Annotated in this window: 18 protein-coding genes and 3 pseudogenes; 8 read left to right on the top strand and 13 right to left on the bottom strand. The window is 62.1% G+C overall.

Features of this window, described 5'->3' with window-relative positions; translation table 11 throughout:
• Positions 1-79: 79 nt before the first annotated feature.
• The 9 genes from ACE10W_RS07255 to ACE10W_RS07215 form a co-directional block, all read right to left on the bottom strand.
• Positions 80-982 (bottom strand): hypothetical protein, encoded by a 903-nt coding sequence (locus tag ACE10W_RS07255; RefSeq protein ID WP_011084944.1) that lies wholly within the window; start codon positions 980-982, stop codon positions 80-82.
• Complete coding sequence (locus ACE10W_RS07250; protein ID WP_026312707.1) at positions 979-2,529, bottom strand: hypothetical protein; 1,551 nt, start codon at positions 2,527-2,529, stop codon at positions 979-981. Before ACE10W_RS07250 ends, ACE10W_RS07255 begins: the two co-directional genes overlap by 4 nt.
• Before the next feature lie 142 nt (positions 2,530-2,671).
• Positions 2,672-3,670, bottom strand: coding sequence for a polyprenyl synthetase family protein (locus ACE10W_RS07245; protein ID WP_026312706.1), 999 nt, complete (start codon positions 3,668-3,670; stop codon positions 2,672-2,674).
• A gap of 154 nt (positions 3,671-3,824) precedes the next feature.
• Positions 3,825-5,168, bottom strand: a complete 1,344-nt coding sequence (locus ACE10W_RS07240) for a cytochrome P450 (protein WP_018647447.1) — start codon at positions 5,166-5,168, stop codon at positions 3,825-3,827.
• Positions 5,168-6,013, bottom strand: coding sequence for an SDR family oxidoreductase (locus ACE10W_RS07235; RefSeq protein ID WP_018647446.1), 846 nt, complete (start codon positions 6,011-6,013; stop codon positions 5,168-5,170). Before ACE10W_RS07235 ends, ACE10W_RS07240 begins: the two co-directional genes overlap by 1 nt.
• A 4-nt stretch (positions 6,014-6,017) precedes the next feature.
• A complete protein-coding gene (locus ACE10W_RS07230; RefSeq protein WP_018647445.1) occupies positions 6,018-6,308 on the bottom strand; it encodes a ferredoxin in 291 nt (96 codons plus the stop codon).
• A gap of 1 nt (position 6,309) precedes the next feature.
• Positions 6,310-7,599, bottom strand: a complete 1,290-nt coding sequence (locus ACE10W_RS07225) for a cytochrome P450 (RefSeq protein ID WP_018647444.1) — start codon at positions 7,597-7,599, stop codon at positions 6,310-6,312.
• An 83-nt stretch (positions 7,600-7,682) separates the two neighbouring features.
• Positions 7,683-8,888, bottom strand: a complete 1,206-nt coding sequence (locus ACE10W_RS07220; RefSeq protein ID WP_018647443.1) for a cytochrome P450 — start codon at positions 8,886-8,888, stop codon at positions 7,683-7,685.
• A gap of 16 nt (positions 8,889-8,904) precedes the next feature.
• Positions 8,905-9,237 carry a cytochrome P450 gene (locus ACE10W_RS07215; RefSeq protein WP_269466507.1) on the bottom strand — a complete coding sequence of 111 codons (333 nt, stop codon included), beginning with the start codon at positions 9,235-9,237 and terminating at the stop codon, positions 8,905-8,907.
• A 457-nt stretch (positions 9,238-9,694) separates the two neighbouring features.
• On the opposite strand from ACE10W_RS07215, the pseudogene ACE10W_RS07210 reads away from it, so the two are divergent.
• Positions 9,695-9,864, top strand: a pseudogene (locus ACE10W_RS07210) (IS5/IS1182 family transposase); the annotation flags it as partial.
• 92 nt (positions 9,865-9,956) lie between these two features.
• A protein-coding gene (locus ACE10W_RS07205; protein WP_231088440.1) for an IS5 family transposase occupies positions 9,957-10,717 on the top strand; the annotation gives its coding sequence in 2 pieces (ribosomal slippage) (positions 9,957-10,296 and positions 10,296-10,717; 762 coding nt in all).
• Positions 10,718-11,300: 583 nt separating this feature from the next.
• Here ACE10W_RS07205 and ACE10W_RS07200 read toward each other — a convergent pair.
• Positions 11,301-12,116 carry a YopT-type cysteine protease domain-containing protein gene (locus ACE10W_RS07200; RefSeq protein WP_018642937.1) on the bottom strand — a complete coding sequence of 272 codons (816 nt, stop codon included), beginning with the start codon at positions 12,114-12,116 and terminating at the stop codon, positions 11,301-11,303.
• A gap of 169 nt (positions 12,117-12,285) precedes the next feature.
• Positions 12,286-13,416: pseudogene (locus tag ACE10W_RS07195) on the bottom strand (IS3-like element ISRj2 family transposase).
• Between the two features lie 496 nt (positions 13,417-13,912).
• Here ACE10W_RS07195 and ACE10W_RS07190 point away from each other — a divergent pair.
• A complete protein-coding gene (locus tag ACE10W_RS07190) occupies positions 13,913-14,269 on the top strand; it encodes a hypothetical protein (RefSeq protein WP_223153695.1) in 357 nt (118 codons plus the stop codon).
• Positions 14,270-14,314: 45 nt separating this feature from the next.
• Positions 14,315-14,845, top strand: a complete 531-nt coding sequence (locus ACE10W_RS07185) for a gamma-glutamylcyclotransferase (RefSeq protein WP_018648300.1) — start codon at positions 14,315-14,317, stop codon at positions 14,843-14,845.
• Between the two features lie 294 nt (positions 14,846-15,139).
• Here ACE10W_RS07185 and ACE10W_RS07180 read toward each other — a convergent pair whose 3' ends face one another.
• Positions 15,140-15,346, bottom strand: coding sequence for a cold-shock protein (locus ACE10W_RS07180; RefSeq protein WP_011084914.1), 207 nt, complete (start codon positions 15,344-15,346; stop codon positions 15,140-15,142).
• Between the two features lie 1,256 nt (positions 15,347-16,602).
• Here ACE10W_RS07180 and ACE10W_RS07175 point away from each other — a divergent pair.
• From ACE10W_RS07175 to ACE10W_RS07160, 4 genes and pseudogenes are all read left to right on the top strand, one after another.
• Entirely contained in the window at positions 16,603-17,121 is a 519-nt protein-coding gene (locus ACE10W_RS07175; RefSeq protein ID WP_011084916.1) for a hypothetical protein, read from the top strand.
• Between the two features lie 203 nt (positions 17,122-17,324).
• Positions 17,325-17,471, top strand: a pseudogene (locus tag ACE10W_RS07170) (M12 family metallopeptidase); the annotation flags it as partial.
• 145 nt (positions 17,472-17,616) lie between these two features.
• The gene (locus ACE10W_RS07165; RefSeq protein ID WP_231166576.1) at positions 17,617-17,964 is read left to right on the top strand and encodes a trypsin-like peptidase domain-containing protein; all 348 of its coding nucleotides are present in this window, start codon (positions 17,617-17,619) and stop codon (positions 17,962-17,964) included.
• A complete protein-coding gene (locus tag ACE10W_RS07160; RefSeq protein WP_232585982.1) occupies positions 17,948-18,982 on the top strand; it encodes a hypothetical protein in 1,035 nt (344 codons plus the stop codon). Before ACE10W_RS07165 ends, ACE10W_RS07160 begins: the two co-directional genes overlap by 17 nt.
• A gap of 909 nt (positions 18,983-19,891) precedes the next feature.
• Here ACE10W_RS07160 and ACE10W_RS07155 read toward each other — a convergent pair.
• Complete coding sequence (locus ACE10W_RS07155) at positions 19,892-20,809, bottom strand: TauD/TfdA family dioxygenase (RefSeq protein WP_011084919.1); 918 nt, start codon at positions 20,807-20,809, stop codon at positions 19,892-19,894.
• Positions 20,810-20,890 lie beyond the last annotated feature (81 nt).

The raw sequence follows: 20,890 nt of genomic DNA, 5'->3' as shown, positions 1-20,890 counted from the left end.
CATGCTCGCTCCATCGGGCGGCGGCGTTGCGTCGGATCGGGCCGACGGCAGCGCGCGCACGCCGCCGCCTCCTGCGCGTTCAGGCCGGCGCGCGCTGGCCTCCCCTCACAGCGTCGCTGCGGTAGCGGCTGGTCGAGGTCCGGTAGTACTGCACGCGGATGGCCGCCATGGCCTCGATCAATGGTCCCCACGGCGCGGGAAAGCGTTCTTCCGCCATCACCCGGTGCAGCATGCGCGTATGGCCGGCCAGCTCGTCGTTGAGGAACTCCACCACAGGCATAGCTGGATAGCGCTGCAGCAGCAAGATCACCGCGTTGTCGGCCTCGCCGGCCGACCTGTCCTTGTCGCATCCATGCAGATCGTTCTGCAGACGCCCTATCGCGGAGATGAGCCGCAGGACCTGGCGAAACGCCGGACGCGCGCGCAAGGTCGCCATATCCAGCCCCCACAGCAAGGACAGGCAACAGAACACGTTCGCGTAGGCGATCGAATCGATGCCGTTGTGCAGGTACTCAGCGTAGGACCAGCGTTCCGCCGCTACCGCCTGCGCGTGTCCGGCGCGCAGCGCCGCGGAGTAGCACCGGGTATCGTCGAGAAGCTGAGCATAATCGCGACGATCGTAGGCGAGCGTGGCCAGCGAAGCGCGCAGCACAGCGCAACCCTCGAATCCGGGGAGCGCGCACGGCACGCCCTGCCCCAGCGCTTGCTCCACCGCGGCGAGCTGTTCCGGCGAGATCAGGCCAAGGTCGTTGCAATCGTCGAGCCAGAACAGCAGCGCCAGTTCGCGATAGAACGTCACTATCAGCGTTTCGTCCTGCGGATCGCGACCGGTGCGGGCGCTGGTGCCGCGCAGGCTCGGGTGGATGCGCTGCAGGATGTACTGGCCGCCCCTGACCGCTTCCACGGCATGCTCGTCGGCGAATCCGGTCAGGGAACGTCCCCACTCCAGCACCTGCTGCACCGCGCGTTCAGTCTGGATCATGGCGCCGCTCCTGCCCCCTCGGCCAGGACGCGCCGCCCCCAACGAAGCGCCAGCCACAACCCGGCGAGTTCGGCCACGCGCACGACCCGAGTGGGGCAATACAGTTCCTTGCCGATCCACAGCGGCGTCTGCGGCAATCCATGCGCCGCATGGCGGGCGAGCATCCACTCCAGCGCACGCGCCACCACCTGCGCGATGCGCCGGCGCCCTGTCGCCTCTTCGCTCCCATCCATCACGTGCAACGCAAACAGCGCATAGGCGGTTTCCTCGAACGTGGACCCGCGACCCGCGCCCCAGCCACCGTCGTCGCGCTGCGCCTGCAGCAGCGCCGCCAGCGCGCGCTCATCTCGCCACTGGGGCTTGCCTTGCGCCAGCGCAGCGACCGCATGCGCGGTGGGATACAGCCACGAAACGTGCCATTTTTCGTTGTCCCATAGACCGTGCGGGTTGCGATTGGCCTCGACGTACGCGCTGGCGCCCGCGGCGGGCTTTCCCAACAGTCGCAACGCATGCAGGGCATGAATGTTGGTCGACACCGAGGCATTGCGTTCGCCGGGGAAGGTGACGAACAGCTCGCCGATTTCGAAATGGCGCAACGCATCGACCGCCGGGTCACGGCCTGCAAGGTGCAGGACGCACAACGCAACGGCGGTGTCGTCCGCATCAGCCGCGAAGTGCAAGGCCGGGCCCAGACCGTGCACGCCCAGACGGGCGTCGAGCTGCGCGACGATCACGCGAACCGCCTCCGCGAGCGCGGGATGCGCGAAAAGCCCGGCCAGATGCAGGGTGTACAGCGACCAGCATGGCTCGAACACATTGATCGGCCAGACGTTGGGAAAGACACCTTCGATGCCGCTGCGCGTCGCCCGCGATGCCATCTGCAGATACGCATCGGCGCGCCCGACCTGCGGCGTGCTCCCCCGTGTCACGGCCTGGGCACGCCACGCGGCGGTGGCCGCCGGACTGATGCCGATGCTGCCGTCGTCATCCGGGCATGCGGTGGTCGGCGACGTCCCCCAGGCTTCCCAGGAGTGTAGCAACGGATGGCCGCTCGGCAACATCGCCACCGCCCCCAGCTTGACCAGGCACGCTTGCCGCAATGGCAACAGCGCAGGATGGCGCGGAAACGCTACGCCACCCAGCAAGGATGCGGCCTCACCGCAAAACTGCGGCAGGATCAGCTCCGCGCCGATCGGCGCGTCTTCTGGCACCGCATGTGCGTAGGGATCGGGCTGGCGCTGGAGGAACCTCGTTGCAGTCTGGACTGCGTCCGCAGCTCCGGGAAGAGGATCGGCACGCTGCAATGCCAGTAACGCCGCCCACGTGGGCGCATGGCGGAACAGCGGGAAGTCCGCGCTTCCCCATCCGCCGTCGGCCTGTTGCTGCGCGATGAGCCACGCGTATGCGTCCTGCCGACCGGTGACGTTGCCGTGGAAGCGCAGCGCCTGCGCCGTGTCGTAGACGGACGGACCGACGCTGCCGCCATCGCTCATTTCGCTCAGCAGGCGGCGCAATTCGGAAAGGATATGTTCGGACAGCGCGTTCACGCGGGATGTTCCGTTTGCAGAAACGTGCGCCGCGGCGGGCAACCGCTGCGATCGGCGCCGCGGACTCGGACACAGTGCAGGATGCACTCTGCCGCCGGCCGATCGCAGCGGCACAGGGGCGACTCGATGCGGACGGGCGCGCTCATGCGCGTGGCGCGTGTTTGAACAGATACGCGTTGGCCCACTGTATGAGTTGCGCCAACCGTTCCGCACGCGGCCCCAGCGGCGCGATGGCCTCGCCGGCATCGCGCAACAGATCCAGCGCGAACTGGCGTGCTTCCTGCAGTCCCATGATCGACGCGCAGGTCGGCTTCTGCGCCGCCGCGTCCTTGCCGGGGGTCTTGCCCAGCGCCGCGGTATCCGCTGTCACGTCGAGAATGTCGTCGATCACCTGTAACGCCAGGCCGAAACAGGCGCTGTAGTGATCCAGCGCACAGTAAAGTGCAGCGTGCGCGGCATTCACGCCGACAGCGCATAGCGCGCCCATGCGAACGGACGCGCGCACTAGCGCTCCGCTCTTCATCCGGTGCATCGCCACGATCCTGTCCAGCTCGACGTGCTTTCCAACCAGCGACAGATCTATGGCCTGCCCGCCTGCGGCCCCCTCGGCGGACACCGCCTGCGCCAGTTCGCGCACGAGCGCGATAGGGGTGTCGCCCGGCGCATTCAGGCTCGCCAGGGTCAGGAAGGCGTGCGCCTGCAGCGCATCGCCGACCAGGATCGCGGTGGCTTCGCCGAACTTGACGTGCACGGTCGGAAGGCCGCGGCGAAGCACGTCGTCGTCCATCGCGGGCAGATCGTCGTGGACCAACGTACAGGCGTGCATCATCTCGATGGCGGCACCGACGTCATCGAGCATGTGCGCCGGCGTGTCGGCCAGTGCGCCGGCAGCCAAACAGAGCAAGGCGCGGGTGCGCTTGCCGCCATGCAAGGTGGCGTAGCGCATCGCCGCCATCAGCTCGGTCTCACCGTCGTCTTCGGCGCAGAGAAGACGCGCCAGCGCCTCTTCGACCCGCTTTGCGCCGTCCTGCATCCAGATCTCGGGCAGCAGCCTGCCGGATGCGCCGCGCGCCTGCGCGCCCAATATGCCGTTCGCGGAAACGCCAGCTCGGTCGTCGTGTGGCGTGGAACCAGTCTGCATGTTGTTCATGTCCTTGTACCTGCCAGGAGACGGCCACGGCGAGCGGCGAGCCGCCGCGGTGTTGCCGGCCTCGCACCGAGCGCGCGCGCCGAGTGCAGCAATGCCGCGCGTCGCCGGCGCCGCTGCCTCACCACACGGGGCATGCGATGCCAGCTCATGAGAATCCGATGCGGATAGTCATGGACGGATGTGCGGTCGGGTAATAGCGCCGGCCTTTTTCGACGCCGCTCAGCAACCGCGGCCGCACCCCGGCCTCGTGCATGGTCAGCGCCAAGGCGATACAGAACTGCACCAGTTCCAGCCATACCAGGTGGTAGCCCATGCAGAAGTGTGGGCCGGTACCGAACTGCAGCATGTCCACCGGCCGGATCGGCTCGGTGCGTTGAAGCCACCGCGCCAGCCGAAACTGATCAGGCGCCTCGTGCAGCAGCGCCGAGGTCGAGAAATGCAGCAGCGGGATGCACAGATCGGTGCCCGTAGGAATGCGCTGTTGGCCGAGTCGCAATTCACGCAGTGCGCGACGCACTAGGAGCGGCGTCGCCGGATGCACGCGCAGCGTCTCGCGGAACAGCGCCTCGGCGACCGGACACTGCGCCAGGTCCGCGTGCCGAGTCGGCACCGCGCCTACGCGTTGCGCCTCCTCGACCAGGGCGTCCCACAGCCCAGGCTGCCGCGCTAGCTCGATCACCATCCAGGCCATCGTCGAGGCGGTGGTGTCGTGACCACCAAGCAGCAGCAAGCGAATATTGGCGACCAGGACGTCATCGGAAAGCGCATCGTCGCTGCGATCGAAGGCGCTCACCATGTCGTTGATCAACCCGGTGCGCGAGGCATGTTCGCGCGCGGCGCGGACGAACTCGCGCAACCGCGCATCGATCCAGTCGCGGGCGGCGCGGCCCCGCCGCAAGGGCAGTCCGGGCAGGTCGACCGGGGGCGCGACGATCAACTGCAGCAGTTGCCGGTACTTGCGATGCCATCCCGGCAGGTCCTGCGCGGGGATTCCCATGAGACTGAAGATGAGCTTGAGCATTAGATCGCCGGTTTCGCGCAGGATGGTGACGTCGCCCCGTTCCCGCCACCTCTGCACGCGCGCCCGGATGACGGGCGCGAACAGCTCGCCGATGCCGGCCAGGGTCAGCCCCTTGGGCAGAAGCGCCGCCTGGATCGCATCGCGCGCCTGCCGGTGCGCGATGCCGTCCTGGGCGACCAACGTTCCGCCAAACAATTCGGGCGCGATGTCTTCGATCAGCGCCGAGGACACGTCCTTGTGCCGGAGCAGTGCGAGAGCATCCGGATCCAGACTGGTCATCAGGTGTCCGGCAGGGCCGAAATCTAGCCAGAAGTGGCTGCCCAGCGTCCGTTCCGCACGCCGCAGCAGGCGCGGCAGGTCGCAGACGACGGCGGGAAGATGCCCGACCAAGGGAAAAGCGCCGGGCACGACCGGGATGTCGTGCCGCAGCCGATGCCGACGGTTCAGCGGGTTGAGCAGCATGTCCATCAGCAGCGCGGCGCCGCGTCCGCTTCTGCGGTCTCGCCGGCAGGCCGCGCGGCGCGGCTGTTGCCACCGTCGGCGTATGTCGGCACATGCGCCAGCATGCCGCCGTCGATGCACACGACCTGGCCAGTGATGAACGCAGCATCGTCGGAGAGCAGGAACGCCACCAGCGCGGCCACGTCCTCGGGGCGGCCGATGCGCGGCAGGAGCTGGTGACGGCGCAGATGGGTTTGCATGCACGCGTCCAGCTTGGCGAGGAGTCGCTCGGTCATGATGAGACCCGGCGCAACCGCATTGCAGCGGATCTGCGCATGACCGTACTGGGTGGCAAGTGAGGACGACAGCATGTTCATCGCCGCCTTCGACGCGGCGTAGGATGTCAGTGCGGTATCACCACTGAGCCCCTGGCACGACGACATGTTGACGATCGCGCCACCGCCGCGGGCGATCATCCGGGGGATGGCCTGCCGGCAGCAGAGCAACGTGCCACGCAGATTGGTCGCCATGGTCTGATCCCAGACCGCTAGCTCCAGCTCGAGGATCGCGCGGTCGCGCGGGGTCAGATGCATCGCGCTCGCGTTGTTCACCAGCAGGTCGACCCCGCCGAAGTGCCGCTCCGCCGTCTCGAACAGCGCTGCCACCGCCTGCGCATCGGCGATGTCGATCGCCAGGGCGAGCGCGTGGCCCGCTTCGGCCGCGATCTGCGCGGTGCAGGCGATAGCCGCCGAGCCATCAATGTCGGCCACCACCACTCTGCCGCCCTCGCGCGCGATGGCGAGGGCGCATGCCTTGCCGATGCCGGCGCCGGCGCCGGTCACCACGGCCACTTTGCCTTCAAACCGTCCCATCGTGTCATCCTAGATTGTGCTGGTCTTTCGCGGCATGCCGCTCGGCCTCCGCTGGAGAAGGCGCAGGGTCGGCGCTGGCGGGCTCGCCATCGCCAGCGTCGCTTTCGATGACCCGAATGGCGGCGACCGGGCACTGGCTGGCCGCGAGCCGCACGGCGGCGTGCAGCGCATGCGGGACCGTCGCCACGCACACTTCGGCCACGCCGTCCGGTTCGCGCTGGCGAAAGGTGCCCGGCAGCGTCAGCACGCACTGCCCGCTGGTTCCGCACAGATCCTGGTCGACCATGACGCGCATCTCAGCTCCCCTGCGCATGCAGCCGCACCGGCAGCGCGCGGAACGTCCGAAGGAACGCCGAGGGCTCCCGGGTCGGCTGCCCGGCAAATGCCAGCGTGGGGAAGCGGGCCTGGATCCGCGGCAGGCTCTCGGCCAACTGCACCCGGGCCAGTTGCGCACCGAGGCAGAAGTGAATGCCGTGGCCGAAGCTCAGCATGATCTTCCCGTCGGTCGACATGCCTGGACTGGTGCCGTAGAACCGCGCGGGATCGAAGCGATCGGGATCGGCGAAGGCGTCCGGGTCGCGATTGCCGGACGCGATCAGCACGCGCACGTCCGCGTTCTTCGGAATCACCACGCCGCCCAGTTCGATGTCGCGCTGGGCGATACGCGGGATGGAGCTGAACATAACGGGCGCGTCGCAGCGCAGGACTTCTTCGACGAATGCCTTCACCCCCACGGCGTCTCCCTGCAGCCAGTGCCGCTGTTCGGGATACGCCAGCATCGCCAGGACCGCATGGTCGATGCTCGCAGCAGTGGTGACGAAACCGCCCAGCAGCATGCCCCACAGCATGCTGATCAACTCCGCATCCGACAGTGTGTCGGCATCGTCGTCATGTGCGCCGACCAGCATCGACACGATGTCGCGGCGGGGATCGGTGCGCTTGCGCTGTATGAGGTCGCCGAAGTAGGCCCGCACCCTGGCGCTGGCCACGTCCGCCGCGGCGAGCTGGGGATCGCTGGCGTGTGGGCCCAGGCCTTCCAGAATGGCGCCGATGCCGGCAGCGAGCTCGAACATGTCGTCTTGGGGCATGCCGAACAGTTCGGCGAAAACCAGCATGGGCAAGGCCAGCGCGAATTCCCGATGCAGGTCCACCGGCTCCCCGCGCTCCAGCGCGGGCGTTATGCCGTCCAGGCGCGCTGCGACGATGCGCGCGATGCTCGGCCGCAGGTTGTCGATCTGGCCCATGGTGAAATCGCGCGAGATCAGCCGGCGCAGACGCGTATGCGTCGGTGGGTCCTTCATCGCTAGCGTGGACGCCAACAGATTGAGCGACGGGCTGGTCGCCGCACGCGAGAAATAGCGCGCCAGTTCGCCGGGCGCCGGACCCCGAAACGCATCGCCCGTGGCCTTGAGCGCCCAGTAGATGTCGGCGTGGCGGCTCAACAAAAAGAGGCCCGACGCCGCGCGATGCACCGGATCGTGCTCGCGCAACCATCGCATGAACGGATACGGGTCGTGGATGCACGCTGGCGACGCCAGTTCGGCGAAGGCGTCCCGGCATGCTGCCGTGGTTTCTTGCACGTCCATCCTGGTTACCTGTTGGCGGGCTGATCTGACCGGCGCGCGGCAGATTCCGGAGAAGATCGAGATCGCCCGTGGCGTCCGCGACATCACCAGAGCACCGGGAACTGCTCGAACCCGCCCGTGATGATCTCCTTGCGCAACTTCAGTTGTTCCGGCGCCACGGCCAGGCGCAGCGCGGGAAGGCGCTGGAAGATCGAACCGAACACCACCTTGAGCTCCAGCCTGGCCAGCGCCACGCCGATGCACGCGTGCGGCCCGTAGGAAAAAGCCAGGTGCGGCTTTTCCTGGCGTTCGATATCGAAGATTTCCGGGTCGTCGAAATGGTGCGGATCGAACGACGTTGCCGGCAGGCCGACCAGCACCTTGCTCTCCGCGGGAATATGCTCGCCCGCGATGGTCACGTCGGTCCTCGGATAGCGCATGATGCCATCCCAGCCCGCGCCCGGCGGGTACATGCGCAGGATTTCCTCTACCGCCTTGTCGACCAGGGACGGATCGCCGACCAGGCGTTCGCGCTGTTGCGGATGGCGGAACATGGCTAGCAGGCCGAATTCGATCTGTGCGACGGTGCTCTCGTGCCCCGCCACCAGCATGCCCGCCGCCAGGCCAACCGCCTCTTCCTCGCTCGCCTTGCCCTGGTCGACCGCAGCGAGCAGATCCGTCAGCAGGTTGTCGTCCGGATCCTGGCGCTTGTCGCGCATCTTGCCGCGAATGTAGGCGCGCAGTTCTTCCCAGGCCAGGCGGGACGCGCTGCGCGGGCCGCTTTCATGCTGGTGCGTCATCACCTCATCGGACAGCCCGGCGAAAAAGGCGTGATCCTCGTAGAGCACGCCCATCAGCGCGCTGATGACCATGGCCGGAAGCGGAAAGGAGAGGTGGCGCCGCAGGTCGGCGGGCTGGGGCTGGGCCGCCAGCGTCTCGAACAAGTGCGCGGCGATCGCTTCGACCTGCGGCACGAGCAGCTTCACCCTGCGGTTACTGAAGGCCGGCGCCACGATCGCGCGTAGCCGGGCATGCTCGCGCCCCTCGTGCGAGACCAGCCACCCCGGCGAACCGAGAATCACCGAATCCGGGGTGAATGCCGCCGGCGGCATTCCCGCGGGCCGGAACGCCGCGTCGGACAGCACCGCCTTGGCCTCGTCATAGCCTGTCACCCACCAGCCTTCGTGCCCGGAGGGGAAGCGCACGCGGTGGATCGGACCGCTGGCGCGTAGCGCCAACATCTCGGGCGAGGGCTCGATGTGATCGACGCGCCACATCGGCAGCGTCGGCAAGGGTTGTTGTTCGGACATGGTGGCACTTCACTCTCTAAGCGATGGAAGGGCGGAAGGTGACCGGCAGGCGCTGCGGGCAGCGAATGACGTAAGACGGCATGTAGACGACGTCCTCCGCGGCGATGGTCAGCGCCAGATGCTCCAGCCGCACGAACAGCGCGGGGAAGGCGCAGCCCAATTCTAGACGCGCCAGCGCTGCGCCCAGGCAGAAATGCGGCCCCTGGCCGAACGACAGGTGCGGGTTGCGCCGCCGGGTGACATCGAACCTGTCGGCATCGCCATAGATCGACTGACCGTACGGATTGGTGAAGGAGGTTCGACCGTGCCCCCGATGTGTCCGCCAATATAGCCTCCGGACCAGTCCCACACCGTGAACAGAGCAAATCGCGTGCCGAAGTGAATTCGCAGGCTCAGCAGGCACTACATAGCTGCGCGTAGTGTCAGGTTTCTGGCATTCAGTCTCAATGCCGACAACGGGCGCAGCAAGTGCCCGACAAAGGCCTGCTCTCGCGCTGAATGTGCGGGGCAGCCCTTGCGCGAAATTTCAAGCATCTGGATTGGCTGCAGCAGGTGTGGTTCGCCGGAAACCACTCCGATGCCGCCGGGGTCATCGAACGCGATCGCGTCAGCCTGTCCGGAGGGCAAGACCTCGCCGCCTTCGTGGCTCTGGTTACCTAGATGCGGAAGCTCGGGGACGGGGCGCGGTCGCAGCGTCACGATGCCGGGAGTGGACTGAGCGCGAGCTAGATAAGGCGATTCAAGCTATCCTTGAGGGGGTGCCGGCAGCGAAGTTGAAGGACAAGATCGGCACTCTGGAAGCACGCAAGCATGAGCGTCTGCTCAAGGCCGTGCAGCAGCGCCTTGATGCAAACACAGAGGCGATGCGCCAGCATCGCGAGACAGTCGAGCATCCGTTCGGCACGATAAGGCTCGCATGGGAGCGACGCAATTCTTGAACCAAACGCTTCCAAAAGTAGCTACGGAGATGCCTCTCGGTTCTGGCCTTTAGCGTAGGGCGCATTAGGGTCTGTACCTAAATAGCGCCACGTGATTCTCTTGCCTACGTGTTGATTCGGGGGCGAGAGAATGCGCGCTGGTTTGTTTTGGCTGAACGACAGGCAATGGGCGCGTATCGAACCGCATCTGCCGAGGGGACTGACGGGGCCGGATCGGGACGACGACCGACGCATCGTCAGCGGCATCATTCACATGCTGCAATCGGGTGCACGATGGCGTGATTGTCCACGTGAATACGGCCCTTACACGACGATCTACAATCGCTTCAATCGCTGGGCCAAGCGAGGACGATGGTGCGCAATCTTCGAAGCGCTGGCCAAGCCTGGCGAAGACGGCGTCGTACTGTCGCTCGACTCGACCTCGATTAAAGCTCACCGGTGTGCCTCCGGCGGAAAAGGGGGGAGCACAATCAAGCAATCGGCCGCTCGCGCGGAGGCCGCACGACAAAAATCCATGCGCTGAGCGATCCGCTCTGCCGGCCGGTCGTCCTGCATCTGACTCCAGGCCAGGATGCCGATGTCGCTGCGGCTCCCGATGTCCTGGCGCTCGCGCCACCCATGAGCGTGCTCCTCGCCGACAAAGGGTATGATGGCGACAAGCTTCGCGGCGAAATCATTCGTCGTGGCGCCAAGCCCGTAATCCCCAATAAATCTAACCGTGTCGTCATCCATCGCTTCAACAAACGCGCCTACAAAGGACGAAATGTCATCGAACGCTGCTTTTGCAGGCTCAAGGACTTCCGGCGCATCGCCACGCGATATGACAAGCTCGCCCGTAATTTTTTGGCCGCTGTTCATCTCGCCGCTCTCGTCGCATATTGGCTCAATTGAGTCTGGACCCTAGATTAGCGACCAGCGCCGGGGTGCATTCTGTGGCGCCGCCCGCAGCGGCGCAATCGCTGGAGTCGCGCCCCTCAGGTCCTGCAGGGAGCACCCTGGCAATTTGGAAAACTCCGACGCTTTCACCGTTCGAAGATAAGGTGCCTTGTCAATCAAGACTTTGGCTTTTCAGGATGAAGCTGCTTGTAAGAGTCACAGCTGGACCAATATCGATGCGCCGGCTTTGCGTGCTTCAAAGTTGATGTCGTGGAAAGTCATATTCTGCGCACAGTCGGTCTGGATCAAGCGCGTGGTTCGATAGCGGACGGCATGGATTGTCGCCGCAGCAATTGTTTCTTGGCGACGTCAGTTGAGCAAACCGCAGGCGGCCATTGCGAAACAGAATTGCAATTTGTGCCGACCGTCATGGATAGCGGGGTGCCGCCCCCCCGCTTTCGATGCCGGCACAATCGCAAGCCGGCACGCAGCCGCCTATCCGCTGCAGATTTGCCCCCGCCGCGACCGAACGCAAGCGCCGGCCGACGCATCCGCGCCTTCACAGAAGGCGTCAATCACCGCGGCCTGAAGGCCCAACTCACTGCATCCTTTGCGTCGTGATTGTCGACAAATGCTGCCCGTTGGGATTCCTGTAACGATTGGCGAGGCTTTGTAACAATGAAGCCATCTGGTCAGGATCTGATCGAACAGTAAATTCTCCATAGTTAGGGTCGAAAAGCGTGGTCGTTCCATTCGAGGCCGACGTCGCCACTGTGTGGGCGCCGCCTTCAGCGAAATACAAGCTGAGTAAATGGTTCGATCCGTCTTCATTGATTTCGTTCACCATGGACTTGACGTTCGAAGACTTGCCGAATGCGAATCTCTTCTCTTCTCCAGCCGGTTCCAAGTCTGCTTCCTCCAAAATGGTATTTTGTGCCTGAAGGTCGGCCTGAGAAGATCCTGCTCCCCTGCTTCGTAACTGATCCTTAAGACCTTGATATTGCTGCTGCCGTTCAGCCGCTGAGGCGTGCGTTTGCGATCCGGGTGTAAGCGCACTCATTCGGGTTGATGGGCTGTTGCTAAGATTGCGGAACCACTCCGCAGTCAGCCCGACGCAGATGCCGTCCACATTCGCATCACGCAGGTCGGCCGTTCTGTATTCGAACAAGGAGGTGGCCGGACTCTCTGGAGAGGATGTACTGGGTTCGGAGGCGCTAGAGGTTTGAACGTTTGCATCCAAGGTATGTGGCTTGCTGCAGCAGGCCCCCATCTTGTCAGGCAACTCCCCCGATCGTGAGCTCCACTGGGGCGCGAGATCTGCAAGTGTTTCTGTAAAGCTGCCGCTATCCACCGACTGGCTCGGTTCGTCAGTTTGGCTAGTGCGTGTAGATGAGCCACCGATTCGATCATACATGACGATTCACCTCTCTGTGCTACAGAGCTGGCCCCGGTTGTTTGGACAGCGCCCCGCTGGATTTAAGTGGATTCCTGCCGGGTTATGCTGAACGCGGGGCTTTACGATTTTGTCGTTGCGTCGGGAGGGCGTAGCCCGACCAGAGCGACGACAAAATCGTCGGCGACGGTCATGCGGCCATCACCATAGCTTGCGTGCCGAAGTAAGCCTCGTCGGGCGTGCGCCCGTCAAGGCTCGAGTGAGGGCGTCCCTGATTGTAGAAGGCCAGATTACTTGGCAATTGACGCTCGCGCCTCGGACACGCTGTCGTAGGCGCGGAGATAAACTTCTTCGTATTTGACCGTGCGCCAGAGCCGCTCGACAAACACGTTGTCGCGCCAGGCGCCCTTGCCGTCCATGCTGATGGCGATCTTCGCGTCCAGCAGCACATCGGTGAACTCGAGGCTGGTGAACTGGCTGCCCTGATCCGTGTTGAAAATCTCGGGCCTGCCGTGCTTCGCCAACGCCTCCTGGACCGCTTGGACGCAGAAGGCCGCCTCCATTGTGATCGAGACGCGATGGGCCAGGACCCGTCGGCTGAACACATCGACGACCGCCGCGAGATAGACGAAGCCACGCCGCATCGGAATGTAGGTGATGTCCATTGCCCACGCATGGTCGGGCCGCTCGATCTTCAATCCGCGCAACAGGTACGGGTAGATCTTGTGACCCGGAGCCGGCTTGCTCGTGTTCGGGCGACGATAGACCGCCTCGATCCCCATGCGCTTCATCAGCGTCGCGATGTGGCGGCGACCGGCGTATACCCCCTCCCGCCGCAGCAACGATCGCAGCATACGCGCTCCCGCGAAGGGATAATCGAGATGCAGCTCATCGAGCCGACGCATCAAGGCAAGGTCCTCGGCCGAAACTGGCCGAGGTTCATAGTAGACCGTGCTGCGAGCCAGCTTCAGGACCTTCGCCTGGCGCACGATAGAAAGATCATGACCGCGGTCGATCATCGCTTTGCGCTCAGCAGGCCCGCCTTGGTGAGCGCGCCGGACAAAAAATCGTTTTCCAACGCCAGCTCGCCGATCTTGGCATGTAACGCCTTCAAATCGACCGGCGTCTCGGCCGATGTCTTGTCATGCCCAAACACGCCGGCGGCGCCTTCCAGGAGCTGGTTTTTCCAGATCGTGATCTGGTTCGGATGAACATCAAACAGTTGCGCCAGCTCCGCCAGTGTCTTGTCTCCTTTGACCGCAGCCAAAGCAACCTTCGCCTTGAATGCCGGAGAATGCGTCCGGCGGCTCTTCTTCGTCATCTTCGCTCCTGATTCGCAGCAAGAATCCTCGCCGCTGTCAGGCAGAAAACCCACTCAAGCTACTGTCCGAATTTGCGGGGCCAGCTCTAACCATCGTGTCGCCTGTTCCCATCCTAAGGGCGAAAGCGAAGAGGAAGGCATCGGGAGTTACGAGTGGGGCTTCGGTTTGAGCGAGTGGGTAAAGTCCGGCCTTTCGTCCCAAGTGCGTGCGCAGATTGAGGGGTATCTCTGTTGGCCGCTGCGGAGCTTTAGCGTAGGGTTCCCTAAAAGGGAGGCTGAATAGATGCTTACGTCGCCGACGGTTGGATTCGTTAGGACTTGGCAGGAGGAGTCTAAGCGCTGGACATACACCCTCACAACTTTACTGGGGGATTGGTTGAATCAGGCAGAGAGGCAATTCGGCACGCGTGATCGGAGCTGGACGATCCTTGGAATTGAGGTGGGAGGCCCTCGCCCTGGTGTTTGGTTTCCGCAGTACTCGCAGGAAAGCAGATGCGTGGTGATTCATCTGAGCGACACTTGTCAGTCGAATGAAGAGCAAGCGCGTTTCGAACTGTCTCAGGAAATAGTGCACCTCCTTACCCCGAACGGGGGTGGCGCCGCCCTTAACATTGAGGAGGGAATTGCCACCCTGTTTGCAAACCTGGTTGGGCCAAGGCACGTGAACGCCCCTTCTTATGTGAAGGTGTTGGGCTATGTGGAGGAACTTCTGAAGATTGACCCTGAGGCGATCATTAAGCTGCGAGCGAATAGCGATAGGTTTCAGGATTTCACTCCGGAGTTTATCCAGAAGCGGGTTACAGGCGTGTCTGATCAGCTAGCCTCCGACCTTTGCACGCCCTATCGGGACTAGACTGGTGAGTATGCTGTTCGAGCAAACCTTGGCCCAGATGGAGGCGTGATCGTGGTCTGGGTCTTTGGCTTCGGGTCTCTCACCTTTGATGGATGGCAGTCCGAGTTCGGCTGCGCGGGGTCTCAGCGCGCAACGCTTCGTGGCTATCGTCGAACCTTCAATAAGAAGTCAGTGGTTAACTGGGGGACCAAAGAGAACCCTGGCATCACGCTGAATCTGGAGCCGTTTGATGGGGCCAGCTGTGAGGGAGCCGCTTTTGAGTTTCCGGACAATGACAAAATACCGGTCCTCTTACGTGCTCTGCGAAAAAGAGAAGCGTGTGATCCGACAGATCTGCAGGTGCTGTTGGCCGACGGGCGCTCGGTAGACGCCAAGGTATACATCTATGAGGGAGTAAACCCGCTCGGTTCGACGATAAGCACTGCCAAGAAGGCAGAGATGATCCTCAAGGCCCGAGGCACTAGTGGCAGTGCACTGGATTATGTGAGGAGGAATTTTGAAGGCCTGCACGATGTGGGTTTAGACGATCCGGCCGTTACCGAGCTATGGCAAGCAGTGCAGGCTCTCCGGGGCTAGGATTTGCCTTTGAGGGTATGGGAGAGGGTATAGCTCCGGCAGATGAGCTCGGTAGCGAGGCGATAGCAGACCATCCGTCCCGGCTGGGGCCTCGTCAAGAATGCTGCCTCAAAGTGTGACATCTATCACATTCAGGCAGGTCTAAGTCGCTGATTTAGCACAAATGCTAGCACAGAAATATTTCTACGTTGATTTAGTGACGATATCTCAATTGCTTGCGTCGATTACCATCCGTCTCGAATCGTGGTGGCTTGGTCCTTAGAGAACCATGTCTCCCCTCGTCGCGAAAGAAGGCTATCCTATACGCAGATTGTCTGCGGACACTTTGCCGGAGCTGCCGGTCTTGCGCTCGAAGCTGATCCGGGCCCCCTCAGCAAGGGAGGTGTATCCGGCCTTCTCGACTGACCTGATGTGCACGAATACGTCGGCTTCGCCATCATCGGGCTTGATAAATCCATAACCCTTTGTCGCGCTGAACCACTTCACAATACCGGTTGCCACTACAATGTCTCCATCTCAAACAACAGCGATCTAAGTATGGTTTGCGAAGGGCATCAAGCCGGTGCGCGGGGTATGCAATGTTGCTCCGGCACGATATGGAGCAACATCGTCGCCGGGCGTGAGCTTAGGGAGGGGCTAGCTGGAACGCCCATCGCGCGCCCTCAGCGGCTTCCGGCGGAGGTGCCGGCGACTGGCACTGTGGTCTTGTCGGCCCGGCGCAAGCGCGGGAAGCCTACTTGCAAGGGGTTTCTCAACCATGCCTTCGAGCGTTCGCTCCTGAGAGTCAGGTACGCTCTTCTGTTCCAGAAGAGCAAGAAAGGCCCGCCCTTTGTCCGTTATGATCCATTGTCCGGGTTCCCGCGTAACCAGCCCTTGTCCGAAAATATTGAGATCCGGCGTCTGCGCCGCCAATCGCTTCGTACGATCCGTCCACTCCGGACCGCTGGTGTAGAACACCGCCAGGTAATCCTTGAGGACGGCAAGGCTCGCCCGGCCCTCCGGTTGGCCGGCGAGAATCCTAAGTATCGAGACCTGAAAACTCACTTTCTCCAACCAAACGCGGTAGCACCAAAGCCGCAAATCTTAGCGGCACCTGCCGGACCCCGCGCTCCACTTTAAAACAAGAACCTCAAAACAAATGCTGATGCGGATCCGGCAGATTGGGACGCAAATGTAGACCGTCCTTGTCGAGCTGGGGAGGCCCTTTGATTCTATTCCTCGCTCGTTCCTGCAAGGCTGTCGGGCTGTCAAGCGTCGAACCGGCCTGATCATGGACAGCCCAAAGCTTGGCAAAACGGAGTTTGCGCCTCTCAAAGAGACAGGTTTCGAGGACGAGTGTTCGATCTAGTGTCGCCGCGTCCATACGAACGCGAATGGATGCCCCAAAGGTGTTCGCCAAAATCGTAATTCGGATGTCGAGCCTGGTACAATCTGAGGTGACGTTGCCTGCTCTTATCCCCCGTTTAGCAAAGGATTGCGGCGCATATGGGCGAGTTCATGCTGGATCTCGACGCCGCTTCAGCTTCACGGCCCTGCATCCGCTAGCCTGTCGGCCTAAGCAGCCGGACCCGAGCCATGATCGGTCGGTAAGCTGCTCGGTCGAAAGTCCGATCTAAAAACGCGAAAGGCGATTGCCGACAGCGATAGCGGGACTTCCGGCGAGCTTGCGCTCAGTATCGTACCTCGCCCGCAGCTCTTGACTGATGCCCATTATTGCGTGAACGAGAGGCGTCAAAATTTGGGAATGGCAGCTGAGAATGATGGATGTGGTTGCTGAGGCGAACGCCTCGGAGTTACCGCGCATTTTGCACAAATCCTCCCGGCGCTCGTCTTGGATTCTCGTCCTCTTGGTCTTCTTTGGTTTGTGTGCCGCGGCAGCCTGTGTTTGGACTAACATGGAGACAATTTTGGCGAGGTCGCAAGTGCTTGGGCCCGCGCCGATGCATGGCTTGTCACCTGAGGTTAGGGAAGCTCTGCTGGAGGTTCGATCCGAGCAACAACGGGCGAGCGATGTAATCGCAGAACTCAATCGCAATATCGGTGCGCAGCAAGCCGATTTGAAGCGGATGACGGACCAAATCGAAGCGTTGACCGCGAAGATCGAATCCTTGCAGAGTTCACTCGCTGCTGCGTCTGCGCCGCCAGTCTCTTCTCCGCCTGCAGCCCAATCAGCTTCGAAGCTGGCGAAAAGAGCGGTCCAGCCCTCTAAGCCAGAAGGGCCAATTTCCGTTGGCGGCGCGCCGCTGATCCCTGAGCCAGGATCTGGCCAGCATTGACGGAAGCGCTTGGGGGATCTCCGCCTCAACCAATTCCGCCTGAAGCTTGTCGGCTGTGCGTCTGATCCCGGTCTGCCCGCGTCCACGCACTGCCAGCAACCCATACTGGGGGTCCAAAGGTTGGTTTTGGTGCCAGTATACAGGAGGGTGGAGTATCTCGACCGCAAGCCGTCAGGCATGACTCTCAATTTCAGCTTCAATCATTGGAGCAAAGGCTCCGAGATCGGCGCGAGTTCTGCATTCGCGTTGTCGCTGTCCACGAATTCGGACATGCCCTCGGTTTTACGCATGAACAGAACCGCGACGATGCGCCGGAGGCGTGCCGTAACGAAAAAGCTTCCGGCTCGGTCGGCGATTATAAGGTCACCCAATACGATCTCGATTCAATAATGAACTATTGTAATCCAGCATGGAACGGAAAGGACAACTCAGCCCACTCGATATCGCCGCCGTCAGGAAATTCTATCCCTCCCGACACTCGGTCTCTTACTATCCATGGGCGCGCCCGCGCTGGCCGATCGCGCGGCGGTGCAGATTGCTGCGCGCTACAATGTCAGGACGGTTCACGTCCAGTACGTTGGCGTGATGTACAACGACAAGCAGGAAGTCGGCGGCGGCTCCGGGCTGCTCATCGGCGACAGCCTCGTGCTGACCAACAGCCATGTGATCGGACGCGAGGAGAACTACAAGAGCTTCGACGTCAATGCCCGCCTCGGGTCGCGCAATGCGAATCCCATCAAGGTCACTGCGGTTCATCGCGACGATGCCAGGGACCTGGCTCTTTGGAGCTGTCGCAGTCCGCCGGCAATAGCCGTGGCGCCTCTCGTTGCCCGATGCCTGTGATCAACGACAACCAGCAGGCCCCGATCTATTTGCTAGGTTATCCTCTCGATCTGGATCTGAGCATTTCGAGCGGTCTGATCAGCAGCCAGACGAGCCCGAACGGCCGACGGCAGACCGACACAATCATGAATGTCGGCAACAGCGGCGGACCTGCATTCAACGAGTTCGGCGTGGCGGCATCGTCAAGTGGAACGAGGCGCAGGTTTCCGGTGTCAACTTCATCATTCCAGCGACCGTGATCACCGCAAGCCCGCTCTACAGCATGATCGCAGCCCTACCACAACCCTCTGTCTGCTGGACGAAATGGGTTGACACGACGATCTTCTTTGAGAACTGGAGCAAGCTGAACTCCACGCATGTGCAGACCCAAGCCAACGCTGGGGTGAAGATCCCCGAAATTCTTGCCGGAGCGATCCACACGATACTGCCCGAAGACCGCCGCCTTATCGTGAACGTGCCGGTATCACAGCTTGACGAACCGAAGCAGATCGAGCGCTCCTATACGGTGGATAAAACCAAGGACGACCACCCCGTCGTCTTTGCAGAGCATACTGCAGACTATGCCGAGACGTTCCCTGCAGAGCCCGGCTATCGCATTGCAGGGTGCACGTGGCACGTCGAGACCGGAAACGGCGCCAGCAATATCGCTTGTGCGGTCAACGATACCGGCGCGCAGGCTCGCTTCACCTACAAGCTCACGAGCGGACCTGCCGTCGACAGATACCGCGGATGGCTCGGCGCCACTGTCAACGTTTCCCAGATCCTTGCGACGCAGGTGCCGATCGATGGTCATGCTTTCCTTACCGGCCTGCGCTTCCAACGGGCTGCATCGGCTCGGCCCCGCTTTCCGGCAGGTTCAGGCGATACTCGTTGTCCTCTTCTGCGCGCTTGCGGCCGGTTGCGCCCACCAGGGTCCTGCTTCGCAGCCGGCGAAGCCGCATATCCACAAAGCACCACAGAAACATGTGAGCGCGTTCAGGGGATATGGCTATCGCTACGACCCCGGCTATTACCATGATTTTCGGCGCTATCATGGTTATCGGACGTGGCGGCCCACCGCCGGCGAGGCGAGCGAGGAGGCACCTCCCGACAAGAGCACTACCGGGTCCGACGTTGTGGTCAACAAGTCAGTCTTATTGATCGAGGAACCGCAATTCACGCTTAACACTGCACGCCATTTGCGGACCGCCATAAGACGCGAGGCGGCCACTGTGGTGCTTGTAGAGGTGGATGACCTCATCTTCGATAAATTGAGCCGCCTCTCTCAGATACGGTCGTAACGGGCAATAACCAGCTAGACGTTCCTCCGACCGAGCCGAGGGAAGCAGGCGCGTCTGCGCCAGAACTCTTCCGAGACGATGGGTGGTCACTGGGCGCTGAGACCTTGGGCTGCGGCTTTGAGGATGCGCGGGAAAGTGCGCCAGCCGCGTTCATGAGGAGGAACCGATCGGTGTAAGAGTAAACTGTTGCGGATGGCGAGACGGTAGATCCCTCACGCATGCTGGTGCAGGCAGATCCATATTGCATCCCAACTTCCTTAGCGTTGTAAGGCACGATAAAGCGCGGTGCTAACCAGCTATAATGTCGCGGCCATTACCCCAAGAAAGGACAGATCGTATGGGATTGCTCAAAAACGTACGAGCGGAGCATTCCTGGAAAGGCCCCCGGCCATGTGGCCGATCGAGACTCAGCATCTGCCGACGAGAACACTCCCCGGCCGCTCTAATGATTATTGTACCGCTACGAGCAGCTGCTGAACCTCTTGCGGCCTGTGAAGAACAGTTGTTGCTTTTCAAGTTGAGAGGCGCCGCATCGGGTTCATATTTTGACTGCGACGGGAACCTAGCTGCCGAATATTGCAGAGAGCGATTGAGCGCACAACCGCAGAGTTTCCATTGTGCGTGTCGTAGCCAATGTTGTCGCTTATCTAGACAGCTTGGTGGTCGCCCGTTATGCGCGTTACGCTACTCCGACCATCGATGCTGACTGGCACCTCACCGGCGACGGTTGCGCGATGAACGAGGCGATGTTGGTCGCCGTAGTCATTCACTGCATAATGTTGTGTAGCGCGATTGTCCCAGATCGCTACATCACCATCCCTCCAACTCCAACGCACAGTGTTTTCGAGCGCAGTGATATGAGACTGAAACAAATCGAACAGCTTCTGGCCATCGTATTTCGGCAGGCCAACGAAGTTTTGCACCAGAGCGCCGAGCACGAGCGTGCGTTCGCCAGTCTCCGGGTGCACGCGCACAACGGGATGCTCAGTCCGATAGATTGTTTTAGTGAAGACTTCGTCCAAGTGCTTCTTGTCGAGCTCGCTGACGCGGGCAAGTATTGCGTAGTCAAAGGCATTACTGTGAACGGCCCATAGCCTGTCTGCAAGCCCTTGGAGCGGCGGCGCTAGGTCGAGGTAGGCCGAGGCGGTGTTTGACCAGACCGTATCGCCACCGAAAGGTGGCATCACAATGCCTCGCAGCACGGCGATCTTAGGGTAGGCATCGACGAAGGTTCCATCAGTGTGCCAGAGATCCGCCCGGCTACCTGCACGGGTGGAATCAAGCTCGATGATCGACGCTGTTCCCTTGATCGCACCGAGCGTTGGATGAGGTGTCAACTCTCCGAAACGAATGGCAAAGCTCTCCTGCTCCGCATCATCGAGGTGGAGCTGGCCGCGAAAGAAGATGACCTTGTGCTCCAAAAGCAGCCCATTGATCGAGGCAATCGTCTGCTCCGGTAAATCGCCTGACAGTTTGACATTTCGGATTTCTGCGCCGATGCGCACTGCGCGTTTAATGACATCGGCGCGAGGAATGACATTGTCCGACAAGATCATTGCAGTCATGGTCCCATCTTGCGTAGCCCCTAGGCCACACTATCCGCTCGACCAGGCAGACCAGCGCGAGCGGCGACCGCTAGCTGGATC

The sequence above is a fragment of the Bradyrhizobium sp. B025 genome (assembly GCF_042257955.1).
GTDB lineage: Bacteria > Pseudomonadota > Alphaproteobacteria > Rhizobiales > Xanthobacteraceae > Bradyrhizobium > Bradyrhizobium diazoefficiens.
Note: the sequence above shows the minus strand (reverse complement) of the source record. Positions and strands in the feature narration are given on the sequence as shown.

Excerpts from the sequence above, each read along its gene's own strand:
- ACE10W_RS07245 (WP_026312706.1), bottom strand. The coding sequence starts at position 3,670 with ATGCAGACTGGTTCCACGCCACACGACGACCGAGCTGGCGTTTCCGCG.
- ACE10W_RS07155 (WP_011084919.1), bottom strand. The coding sequence starts at position 20,809 with ATGACTGCAATGATCTTGTCGGACAATGTCATTCCTCGCGCCGATGTC.
- ACE10W_RS07240 (WP_018647447.1), bottom strand. The coding sequence starts at position 5,168 with ATGGACATGCTGCTCAACCCGCTGAACCGTCGGCATCGGCTGCGGCAC.
- ACE10W_RS07225 (WP_018647444.1), bottom strand. The coding sequence starts at position 7,599 with ATGGACGTGCAAGAAACCACGGCAGCATGCCGGGACGCCTTCGCCGAA.
- ACE10W_RS07230 (WP_018647445.1), bottom strand. The coding sequence starts at position 6,308 with ATGCGCGTCATGGTCGACCAGGATCTGTGCGGAACCAGCGGGCAGTGC.
- ACE10W_RS07235 (WP_018647446.1), bottom strand. The coding sequence starts at position 6,013 with ATGGGACGGTTTGAAGGCAAAGTGGCCGTGGTGACCGGCGCCGGCGCC.
- ACE10W_RS07220 (WP_018647443.1), bottom strand. The coding sequence starts at position 8,888 with ATGTCCGAACAACAACCCTTGCCGACGCTGCCGATGTGGCGCGTCGAT.
- ACE10W_RS07255 (WP_011084944.1), bottom strand. The coding sequence starts at position 982 with ATGATCCAGACTGAACGCGCGGTGCAGCAGGTGCTGGAGTGGGGACGT.
- ACE10W_RS07200 (WP_018642937.1), bottom strand. The coding sequence starts at position 12,116 with ATGTATGATCGAATCGGTGGCTCATCTACACGCACTAGCCAAACTGAC.
- ACE10W_RS07175 (WP_011084916.1), top strand. The coding sequence starts at position 16,603 with ATGATGGATGTGGTTGCTGAGGCGAACGCCTCGGAGTTACCGCGCATT.
- ACE10W_RS07165 (WP_231166576.1), top strand. The coding sequence starts at position 17,617 with ATGGGCGCGCCCGCGCTGGCCGATCGCGCGGCGGTGCAGATTGCTGCG.